Origin of the sequence: Streptococcus sp. A22, assembly GCF_043674215.1 — a bacterium.
GTDB classification, from domain to species: Bacteria; Bacillota; Bacilli; order Lactobacillales; family Streptococcaceae; genus Streptococcus; species Streptococcus suis_V.
This window is the reverse complement of the sequence record NZ_JBIMJQ010000011.1, coordinates 49,010-59,520: the sequence shown is the minus strand read 5'-3', so window position 1 is coordinate 59,520 and position 10,511 is coordinate 49,010. Positions and strand designations below refer to the sequence as shown.

The following is a 10,511-nucleotide window of genomic DNA, read 5'->3' as shown; positions in this document are numbered from 1 at the left end:
CATCAAAAATGAGAGAACGAATTTCGTCCTCTCTAGGTGTTAGCTTTTCATCTACCCACTACAGTTGACAAAGAGCCAATTTTTCATGTTATGATTAGAGTTCTGTTTCCGAAGTCTGGTCTTCTTCAACTGCTTCGACAACTGATTCTATTACGACGTCCGCAATGTCCATTTCAATATCTTCAGACACAATCACTGCATCTTCGACATCTTCTTCATCAACTGTTGGCGCATGGACTGTCTTAGACTTGATTGATTCAAACAAATCCTTAGACTTCTCTTTGCCTGTCTGCACCAGGTCCTCGACCGTCAATTCACCTGTTTCCAGTTGAGACTTGACCTCTGTAAATTTATCCGTAGCTTGCTTGCCCAAATCCTGAGCCTTAGAGACTATGTCGGCATTGATTTCTTCATGGTTTTCCTTGTAGTCATTAGCAAAAGAAATCACCTTATCCTTTACTGCCTTCCCTGTTTTGGTGGCCAGAAAAGCTGCTGCTGCCGCTCCACCTGCTGCACCCAGCAAGAGGCTTGTGACGATACTAGATTTTTTTACCATTTTTTGCTCCTTTCTTTCCTAAGAGAGATGATACTGTTGTAAGGGCAGAGAGGGCTCCGCCTGCTTTAGCCGTTGATTTGCCCGCTGACTTGGCCTTGACTGTCAAATCACGCGCCGAGGCATTGAGGTCGGACACTGAAGTCGACAAGTCTGCCACTGCCACAAAGAGCGGGTCGAGAGTTGACACCTTGCCATTGACATCGTCGACCAGGACATTAGTCTTGGCTAGGATTTCATTGGCCTGAAAGAGGGTCACATTGACATCACTGGTCAAGACCTTAATGGTTTGCTGGGCCTCATCTGTCACCTTGCCGACTTTTTGCAGGAGCAGGACCAGGTAGATAGCCACTGCCGCAATGGACAAGGCAATGATCAATACTGAAATTTCGATTAACATATATTCTCCTTTTTAGGATTGATAATAGGGAACTGTGGATTTTCTTCTCCGCACCAGGACCATGCTGATACCGACTAGGATAAGTAGTCCCGACAGCCATTGGGACACTCGAATGCCAAAGAACATGAGACTGTCTGTCCGCATGCCTTCAATCAAGAGACGACCGCAGCCATACCAGATCAGGTAAAAGGTGGTGATTTCTCCCTGCTTGAGGAATTTCGGTCTTCTGCGCAAGACACAGATGAGAGCAAAACCAAGGATATTCCAGACAGATTCAAAGAGGAAGGTCGGCTGGCGATAGGCACCATCGATAAACATCTGGTCTCGGATAAAGCTTGGTAGGTAGTCCAAGTTGGCTACCTCTGCACCATAGGCCTCCTGGTTAAAGAAATTGCCCCAGCGGCCAATAGCCTGTGCCAGCATAACCGATGGTGCTACCACATCCAGGAAGTCCAGGGTCTCGATAAACCGGTATCTGGTAAAGAAATAGAGGACCAAGGCACCAGTTATCAGACCACCATAGATAGCAATCCCACCATTCCAAATGGCAATGACATCCAGCAAGTTGTCCTTATACTGGTCCCAGGAAAAGACGACATAGTAAATGCGAGCCCCGATGATTGAAATAGGAAAAGCCCAGAGGATAAAATCCAGGATATCATCTGAAGAAATTTTCTTTCTAGGTGCCTCTTTCGATGCCAAATACACACCTAGAATCAAGCCTATCAAAATACAGATTGCATACCAGCGGATCTCCAGAGGCCCTAATTGAATAGCAATTGGCCCCATACTAGACCTCTTCCTTGTTTGTTTCAATCAAGTTGGTCAAGCGTTCTTCAAACATCTTGGTCGCATCAAAGCCCATCTGCTTGGCACGGTAGTTCATAGCAGCTGCTTCAATCACGACAGAGATGTTTCGACCAGTTTTGACAGGGATACGGATTTGCGGAATTTCAACACCTGCAATCTCGATGGTGTCGCCTGAATTGCCCAGACGGTCAAAGACCTTGCCTGTTTCATAATTTTCCAGATAAACCGCCAACTGAACCTCTGATGAATCCTTAACGGCACTCGCACCATAGAGACTCATGATATCAATGATACCGACCCCACGGATTTCCAATAGGTGGCGCAGAATTTCTGCTGGCTCACCCCACAGAGTCACATCATCCTTAGCAAAAATATCCACACGGTCATCCGCTACCAGGCGATGACCACGCTTAACCAATTCCAAACCAGTTTCACTCTTACCGATACCAGAATCTCCCTGGATGAGAACACCCATGCCATAAATATCCATGAGAACTCCGTGAACACTGGTCCGTTGGGCCAAACGACTATCTAGGAAAGAAGATAATTCCCCAGACAAACGACTGGTCGCTGTCTTGCTACGGCAGATCGCAATTTTCTTTTCCTTGGCCGCCTTGTACATCTCCTCAGGAATTTCCAAATCACGGGCTACGATAATCACCGGCGTTTCCGGCTGAAACATCTGCGATAGGACCTGATAGCGGTTATGGGCTGTCATGGCCATCATATAAGACCACTCCTTCATCCCCATGAGCTGAATCCGCTCTGGAGCGTAATAGTCAAAATAGCCCGTCATCTCCAAGCCTGGACGCGTAATATCAGCTGTTGTAATTTCCTTGCGCAACAACTCTTCTGTACTATACGCAGGCTCAATCCGCAGATTATCTACCAAATCTTTTACATATACTGTCATGCATTCCCTCTCTTTCGCTTCTGAAATTGTATCCACAAGTACGGTACCTTTAAATAAGAAATCGTTTTCTCACATCAAAGCCGTTTTTACTGCAATACTGACTGTATTTCGAGAAAAACAAGCCTTATCTCAGGTACCGAGCTGTGAATACGGTTCTCAGTATATTATACCATAAGCAACACTAATTGGTAACAAATAAGAAAAAGTTTGGAAGAAAGCTCCCAAACCCTGTTCTTAAAACCAGTTTTTCCGAATTTTTTCAGCATCCTTGATTTTTCGTGGACCCATTCCATAACGCTCAGCATCCTGCTCTTCCTTGTAGGGAAGAAAATAGGCACCTGCTATATAGAGGACCAAGGTTAGCAAGGAGGCTCTACCGATCAATAGACTGGCTAAGAATAAGCCACGAACCAGCCAGACTTCCCAGCCCAGCTTGTGGGCTAGGCCAGCCAGTACACCAGCTAAGACTTTTCCCTGTTTGCATTTATATAATTCAATCGACATCCTTTATTCCTTTCACATAAAAGGCACTTTGACCAGTCTGAGCGCGGATATAGAGCACATCATCGCCTGATTTCTCAAATCGGTAGGGACTGATTTTTTTCCGGCGATTGACTCGAATTTGTCCAGTCTCCGATTCAATTTTCCCTTGAATTCCTTGCCCCTTTCCAGCCTGCAATATCAAGGGTGCTTGATCCAGCTGGACATAGAGATGTTGGGCATAACCACCACATGTGTTCAAACGGATATCCTGTTGTTTTTTATCCTTCGAACTTCGGATGGAAATGTCTTCAAAAGGCAGGTAATCCAAGCGGGCATCTGCCTGACCTAGGTCCAGGTCAAAGACCGACATCCAGCGCTGAGGCAAGCTAATAGTCAGTTTGCAGGGCAGACTACTAGAAAAATAGAGACCCTTTTTCTCCACATAGAGCTGGGGGAGTTTTTCCTCAGGTGCATTTTCTTGATAGATAATCTCAAGGCCCACCTGGTCCGTCTTGGATTGGGTCACGGTCAAACGCCCTGCTAGGATATTGAGAAAAAGAGATTCGATTCCGTCAAAGCTATATTCTTGCTTGCGCTTATTGGAAGAAAACACCTTGAGATTGGGCAGACTAAAGCTCAATTTAGCTTTTTCATCCTCCAAGAGAAATTCCGGCTGTTGGTCTAATTCCAGAAACAGAGCCCGTGCTTCTGCCTTGGTTAGCACTCCCTTTTCATATAGTTCTATCAAGCGTTCTTCTTGTGTTCGTGACATTCCATCCACCTCAATTCTCTTCTAGTATAGCATATAAAAGCAGAAAAGAATCAGCCCGAAGACTGATTCTATCATTTACTATTTCCAGCTCCAAAAGATAATGGCTACTACTAAAAACAAGACATAGATAGCTGCAAAGAGGATAAAGCTTTTCACAGCTTCGATAAAGGTTTCTCCCTTAACCTGCTTTTTCAGGAATCTCTTCAAACTCTTGTAGGCAGGAATGATTCCAAGTAGACCGAGCAAGGCCCAGATTGGCAAAAATCCTGTCAGGCAATAAATCAACCAGAGCAACCATGGCAGACTAGCAAGAGTAAAATAAAGTTGAAGCGCATGTTTCTTTCCAATGTAATAGACCAAGGTATAGCGGTGGTTGCGGATATCCTCTTTCAGATCGCAGGTGTTATTGGCCAGCATGATATTGGCAATCAAGGTCACCAAGGGCAAGGACATGAAGAGAATTTCCAAAACCTTAATCCAATCAACTTGCAAGCTCAGCCATTGCCCATCCAAACGAGCAAGTAGAAGACTGTCAGGCGCCTGGATAAAGACAGCTAGGAAGAAAATCCCCAACCCCATGGTCACTCCAGAAAACACCTCGCCCAGCGGCATGCGGGAAAGCGGAATGGGACCGAAGGTGTAGAAAATCCCAATCAAAAAACAAACAGCCCCCATAGGCAAGAGCAACCAGCTGGTCTGCCAAACTAAGATAAGGGAAACCAGGCTTGAAAAGACCAGCAGACCGAGGACGATGCCAATCATCTGCTTGAAATCAAGGGCAAACTTTCCGATAACATTGCTCTCTTGACGATAAACCTCGTCCTTGGCCTTGTGAAAATCCATGCTGTTGTTAATAGCAGTTGTGCACATGTCAAAGCTAAGGACAGCCAGGACAAAGAGCAGGGTGTTGAGCCAATTGAAGGTTTGGTAGCGGTAGAAAGCCCAAAGAATGCCGATGGTCATAGGAAAGACACTGGCAACCTTGGTTTTTAGCTCTACAAATTCTAGGAATACGGGCAAGGTTAGCCCTTTTTTACTATTAGTTGACAAGATGATACTCCTCGTTGCTTAGTTCAAATGAATCTTTTAAACCATCACTGACATGAACTCCCTGGTCTTTATCAATGAAAACAGCCTCGACACCTTCCTGTTGATTGATAAAATCAAGCCCCTTTTCCACTCCTAAAAGGAAGAGGGTTGTCGATAGGGCATCACCCTGCATAGACGATTGCGAAAAGACTGTAACACCAGAGATATCATTTTCCACAGGATAACCAGTCTTGGGATCAAGGATATGGTGGTATTTGAGCCCATCCACCTCGACATAGCGCTCATAGATGCCGGACGTCACGACAGAATCGTGAGTGCCAGGGACAGAGCCTACGGTAGCTCCACGAACTTCATCAGGGTCTTGCACGCCGACATTCCAGCCATCTTGACTAGAAGGCGAATCCCCCATAACCACTACGTTACCACCCAGATTGATGATAGCCGTCGTGATAGCTTTGCTGGCAAAGAGTTCCCGTACTTTATCGGCGATATAGCCCTTGGAAATAGCCCCCAGCTCCAGGGTCATCCCCTCCTCAATAAAGACTGTCTTTTTCTCCTTGTCTAGCTGGATCTTTTTATAGTCAATAAATGGCAGAGCTGCTTTGATTTCCTCGTCCGAAGGCTTGCGGGAATCTGGATCTCCAATTTTCCAGAGATTGCTGACGGCACCAATAGATACATCAAAGAGGCCGTCGCTTTCCTTGCCCATCTCAAGAGCAGTTTCCAGAACCTCAAAGGTCCTCTCATCAACGACAACCGGCTCTTTCCCAGCCGCTTGATTGATACGGTAGACATCTGATCCCTCAAGGTTGGTCGATAGTAGACCTTCCATTTCCTTGATATAGGCAACAGCCCGATCCATGACCTCTTCCTGACCTTCATGGTAGATACTGAGCTGGACCACGGTGTGGAGCAGACTTTCGCTACGGGTCAAGGGACTTTTGATGACAGGCAGGGCTTCTTCTTTCTTGCCACAAGCGACTAATAGAATCAGCACAAGACTCAAACAGAGCCATCTTAGCGCTTTTTTCATAGATTATCCTCTCTAAACAGAAAACACAGTAGGCTGGCTACCGTGTTTCCCTCTTGTTTTTGAATAGATTATTCAAATGTCAATTTTACTGTTTCAGTATTTCCTTCTTCAGCAGCTTTCAAGAGCTCTTCAACTGATTTCTTGAAGTTTTCAGAAGTATTAGTCGCACCAGATACAACTTCTACATCTGCGCTTTGAGCTGCAAGAAGTTCTTCGTCAAGCTTGTCAGTTGCATCTTTAGATGAGATACCTGATTTTGCTTCCATGTTTTTATTGTACTCTTCGTCTTCAGACTTCAAAGCACCGTCAGCATTTTCATAGTCAGCTGTTGAAGCAGTGATTTTACCATCCTTGATAGTAATTTCATGTACAAACTTCCAACCGCGCTCATCGAAATCAGACTCAGCTTTGTAAGTACCATCTTTCCAAGTTGCTGTTGCAGTTGCTTCAGAAGCTGCAGTTTCAGCAGAAGAAGCTGTTGTTGCTGCTTCTTCTTTAGCACCACATGCTACCAAAGTAAGGGCTGCACCAAGAACCAAGACACTTTTCAACATCCATTTTGTTGATCTCATATAAATACTCCTTTGGAATTATTTGTTTTTCTTATATTATGATATAACTTTTTTCCAAAAATGTCTAGTGTTTTTAGAAATATTTGTGAAAGAAATCACCCAAAAAAGCGTTTACCGAGTCTGCAACCTGTGGAGAAAGCTTTCTCAAATGCCTAGAGGACCTGTCCAGATACTGGTTTAGGATTATCTCCGTACGCTCAAGAGCAGACGTAGCTAGAATTTTTTGGTGCAAGTCTGTCAACTTTTCAGGACTAGATTCATTGACCAACTCCTCGAAATCAGCAGCCAGGTCTTCATTGTCTTGTAAAGCTAACAACAGGGGAAGGGTATAAATACCATTTTGGACATCCTGCAAGCCTGGCTTGCCAGACTCTGACAAATCTAGTTTGTAGTCAATCAAATCATCACGAATTTGAAAGGCCATTCCCAAATCACGGCCTGCTCGATAGGCCTGGCGTGCATGACGCAAGGACTGTCCAGGATAGAAGAGGCCCAATTGATAGGCATATCCGAATAAACTAGCCGTTTTCCCTTGAATTTGCTTTAAATAAGCCCTTGGCGTCATGTTCACATTATAGGCATTCAGGAGTTGCTCCAGCTCACCCCTCAAAATCCATTCGACGATTTTATGGTGAGCCAGGTGAACGTCTTTTTCTTCAAGGTCCAATTGCCGGAGCCCCTGGGCCAAGAGACGACCTGCATAGGCCAAGAGATAATCTCCTGCATAAATAGCAATACGATTGGAAAATTGAATATGGGCAGCCTGGATACCTCTACGGTAGTCAGCCTGGTCAATCACATCATCATGAATGAGGGTCGCCAAATGCAGAACCTCCAGATGAGCAGCAAAATAGAGCTTGGCAGGAACTATCTGGCCTTCAGTCTCCCTGGCTAAAAAAAGGCAAAGACCTGCCCTGAGGTATTTACCAGGAGCATCGATGTACTGATCAATTTTCTCTTTTACATCAGGGTGCAAGACTACCATCTCAGATTTGATGATAGCCTTGACCTGCTCTAATCCAGCTTCAACCTCAGGATAGGCCTTCCAAATTTCATGTACCACTAGTTCTTATTTGTCCTTTATTTTTTGTCATTCTTACGATAAATATGCTTGGGTCTACCATAGACGAGCTTATCAAGGAAGCGACCCAACCATGGCATAATCCAGTAGTCCAAACCAAAGGCACGACCGGCACCGTTCATGAGCGAGATTGCCGCCGGGATGAACCAGATGTTAACCCAGTAGAACATACCAGACAAGCTAAACATGATAACGAACATAACTGTGATGGCAGATACCAACCATACAAAGGCACCACCAATCAAAGCCAAACCGATACCGATTTCGGTGATAGTCATGAATTTCTGCATGAAGAGAGCAACTTCTTGGTTAGGCATCATAAATTCCATAATTGACGCAAACCAATCTGGCATTGATTCCAAGACCGTCATCGGTGTTTCACCATAAGCATAGCTGAGACCAAAGATTGGATCTGCCATTTCTGCTACTGCTTCAGACGCTCCAGATACAGCTTCTGCAGCCGATGCCCCAGAAACAGGATCTGCCAACCATGGGAATGGGAAGACAACTTGATCACCGAACCATGAAGTCGTACCGAAAAGACCAAAGGCCTTTTTCACACCCTCATAAAGCCAAACTGAACCGTAGAGCAGGCGCATTGGTAGAGACCAAAGGAGATTGCCCTTACCAGAAGTATGGCCACCGAAGATATTACGCTTGTTCTGAATATCAAAGAATTCATGACGAACATAGGCACCCATGTAGAAGAAGCTACGGATGGTAAAGAAGTAGAGCAAGTTGACCATGTGTTTGACAGCCATAGCCAGGAAACCTGACATGTGGTACTTGTCCATCAAGAAGGCTACGCCATAACGGGCACCGATAGATACCATGAAGCCGTCGTATTTACCTTTGTAGGCATGTTTTTCGCCACCCTTAATGGCTGCAACGATATTGCTTGCAGCTGTGTGACCTGTCTGCTCAGCAGCCTGTACGATTTGCGGTGTTGGCTTGCCTTCGCTTTCTTCAAAGTAAACCAAGTCACCGGCAACATAGACGTTCTCACGGCCTTTTGCTTCCATGTACTCGTTTGCAACCAGACGTCCTGCACGCGCACGTTCAATTCCGAACTCTGCAGCGTCTGTGTTGGCTTGAACACCGGCTGTCCAGATAGAGGTGTAGGTCGGAATTTGGCGACCTGATGACAGGGTCAGGCTGTCTTCTTGTACGCTAGCAACACCGTCACCGAGAACCAATTCAACACCTTTTTTCTCAAGGTATTTCTTAGCCTTAACTTGTTCTTTCTCAGTCACCATGGCCAAGATATTTGGCATTGCCTCAACAACCTTGAGCGAGAATTCTTTTGGATCAAGCTTGAACTCACGGGCCAGGATTGGTACCCAGTCAATAAGCTCACCAATCATTTCAATACCAGTGAAACCTGCACCGATAACAGTGAAGGTCAAGAGGGCGCGACGTTTTGCCTCATCATGCTCACGCATGGCACGGTAGCAGGCATCCACCATGTGATCGTGCAAGCGCTCTGCCGCTTCAATTGACCAGAGGGTGAATCCATGCTCTTTAACACCTTTAACACCGAAGTCATTGGCCTCGCCCCCCATAGCCAGCAAGAGATAGTCAAAGTCCAAGGTCTGGTGCTCAGCAATGACCTGTTTCTTATCATAGTCGATTTCCAAAACCTTATCAGTTACCAAGTCAACCTTAGGATACTTGGCAAAAATGCGTTGTAAATCATACTTAATCGCATTAGGTTCTACACGACCAGCAGCCACCTCATGGAGCTCTGTCATATAGGTATGGAAGGAATTCTTATCAATCAGGGTAACGGTTACATCCGAGTCCTTTTTAAATGTCTTTCCGAGCAAACGTGCTGCTGCAATCCCTGCATAACCAGCACCAACAATCACAATATTTTTCGTCACAGTGTGTCCTCCTTGTGAAAATAGAAACGATTTACATTAGATTATTATATACTTTTATAGAAGAAAATTCAAGCCCCTATTTCAATAACTAGTAATATCTATGAGGAAGCTTGCCAGATTGAGAAAAAAAAAGTAAGATAGAATGATAAGAATAGACACGAGTCAATCTGTTGAAAGGAGGCGAGAACTGGTGAACCGGAAACAACAAACCTTAAATTTTATCACCATGCTGGCAGCTCAGGCTGTGGTCATTTCGCTCATTGAGCGCTTGATCACACCTCCTTTTGCCTTTGCGCCGGGTGCCAAGCTAGGGCTGGGAAATCTCATTAGCCTGATTGCCATTTTCACCCTTCCTACCAAAGACAGCTTAAAGGTTGTGGGCCTTCGCCTGCTGATTGCTACCTTTCTAGGCGGCACTTTTTCTACCTTTCTCTACAGTTTTGCTGGAGTCACCCTAAGCTATCTTGGTATGCTCGCCTCAAAGCAACTGGGACCTAAACGGGTCAGCCCTATCGGCATCTCCATACTGGGGGGCATGCTCCACAATCTGGGACAACTGCTTGTCTTTGCCAGCATCGCTCGTTCCTTCTACGTTTTAAACTACCTGCCGATTTTATCAATTACCGGCATCCTGTCTGGTCTACTGGTCGGCCTTGCTGCGACCTACCTACTAGAAAAGGTCGGACCGCTCCACCATTACCACAAACAAATCCTGGCCCAATGGAAATAGGCATGCCTTATTTCTAAGAAGGTGGGATTTTCTTTTTGAAAAAAAACAAGGGCAGAAAAAGAACTGCCTCTAGACAATTCCAATTTCTAACCTTTTAACAAAAATGACTGTCCCCCGGACTATGAAGTGACAAAGAAAACCGCTTTCCAGCGGTTCTCATCTCCAACTTTCTAGTCATTTTATATGTCCCACAGACCATGAAATGATAAAGAAAGGATTGCCTGCCAGCAA

12 protein-coding genes are annotated in these 10,511 nt (G+C 45.2%); 1 reads left to right on the top strand and 11 read right to left on the bottom strand.

What is annotated here, in order from left to right; all coding sequences use genetic code 11:
• Positions 1 to 94: 94 nt before the first annotated feature.
• From ACHBHN_RS06230 to ACHBHN_RS06180, 11 genes are all read right to left on the bottom strand, one after another.
• Positions 95 to 556 carry a YtxH domain-containing protein gene (locus ACHBHN_RS06230; RefSeq protein WP_105123425.1) on the bottom strand — a complete coding sequence of 154 codons (462 nt, stop codon included), beginning with the start codon at positions 554 to 556 and terminating at the stop codon, positions 95 to 97.
• A complete protein-coding gene (locus ACHBHN_RS06225; RefSeq protein ID WP_105111192.1) occupies positions 540 to 953 on the bottom strand; it encodes a DUF948 domain-containing protein in 414 nt (137 codons plus the stop codon). Before ACHBHN_RS06225 ends, ACHBHN_RS06230 begins: the two co-directional genes overlap by 17 nt.
• Before the next feature lie 12 nt (positions 954 to 965).
• Positions 966 to 1,742 carry a prolipoprotein diacylglyceryl transferase gene (gene lgt / locus ACHBHN_RS06220; RefSeq protein ID WP_394733802.1) on the bottom strand — a complete coding sequence of 259 codons (777 nt, stop codon included), beginning with the start codon at positions 1,740 to 1,742 and terminating at the stop codon, positions 966 to 968.
• 1 nt (position 1,743) lies between these two features.
• A complete protein-coding gene (gene hprK, locus ACHBHN_RS06215; RefSeq protein WP_105111190.1) occupies positions 1,744 to 2,676 on the bottom strand; it encodes an HPr(Ser) kinase/phosphatase in 933 nt (310 codons plus the stop codon).
• A 234-nt stretch (positions 2,677 to 2,910) separates the two neighbouring features.
• Positions 2,911 to 3,180, bottom strand: coding sequence for a PspC domain-containing protein (locus ACHBHN_RS06210; RefSeq protein WP_105111189.1), 270 nt, complete (start codon positions 3,178 to 3,180; stop codon positions 2,911 to 2,913).
• Positions 3,170 to 3,931, bottom strand: coding sequence for a hypothetical protein (locus ACHBHN_RS06205; protein WP_105160107.1), 762 nt, complete (start codon positions 3,929 to 3,931; stop codon positions 3,170 to 3,172). Before ACHBHN_RS06205 ends, ACHBHN_RS06210 begins: the two co-directional genes overlap by 11 nt.
• Before the next feature lie 78 nt (positions 3,932 to 4,009).
• Positions 4,010 to 4,981 (bottom strand): 1,4-dihydroxy-2-naphthoate polyprenyltransferase, encoded by a 972-nt coding sequence (gene menA, locus ACHBHN_RS06200; protein ID WP_394733801.1) that lies wholly within the window; start codon positions 4,979 to 4,981, stop codon positions 4,010 to 4,012.
• Positions 4,971 to 6,014, bottom strand: a complete 1,044-nt coding sequence (locus tag ACHBHN_RS06195) for an FAD:protein FMN transferase (protein ID WP_394733800.1) — start codon at positions 6,012 to 6,014, stop codon at positions 4,971 to 4,973. The genes menA and ACHBHN_RS06195 overlap by 11 nt, the downstream gene beginning before the upstream one ends.
• A gap of 68 nt (positions 6,015 to 6,082) precedes the next feature.
• Positions 6,083 to 6,586 carry an FMN-binding protein gene (locus ACHBHN_RS06190; RefSeq protein ID WP_394732180.1) on the bottom strand — a complete coding sequence of 168 codons (504 nt, stop codon included), beginning with the start codon at positions 6,584 to 6,586 and terminating at the stop codon, positions 6,083 to 6,085.
• Between the two features lie 73 nt (positions 6,587 to 6,659).
• A complete protein-coding gene (locus ACHBHN_RS06185; RefSeq protein ID WP_172074044.1) occupies positions 6,660 to 7,649 on the bottom strand; it encodes a polyprenyl synthetase family protein in 990 nt (329 codons plus the stop codon).
• Between the two features lie 17 nt (positions 7,650 to 7,666).
• On the bottom strand, positions 7,667 to 9,550 hold the full coding sequence (locus ACHBHN_RS06180) for an NAD(P)/FAD-dependent oxidoreductase (protein WP_105137321.1): 1,884 nt from the start codon (positions 9,548 to 9,550) through the stop codon (positions 7,667 to 7,669).
• A gap of 190 nt (positions 9,551 to 9,740) precedes the next feature.
• Here ACHBHN_RS06180 and ACHBHN_RS06175 point away from each other — a divergent pair, with 190 nt between their 5' ends.
• Entirely contained in the window at positions 9,741 to 10,280 is a 540-nt protein-coding gene (locus ACHBHN_RS06175; protein WP_105160080.1) for a Gx transporter family protein, read from the top strand.
• Positions 10,281 to 10,511: the final 231 nt, after the last annotated feature.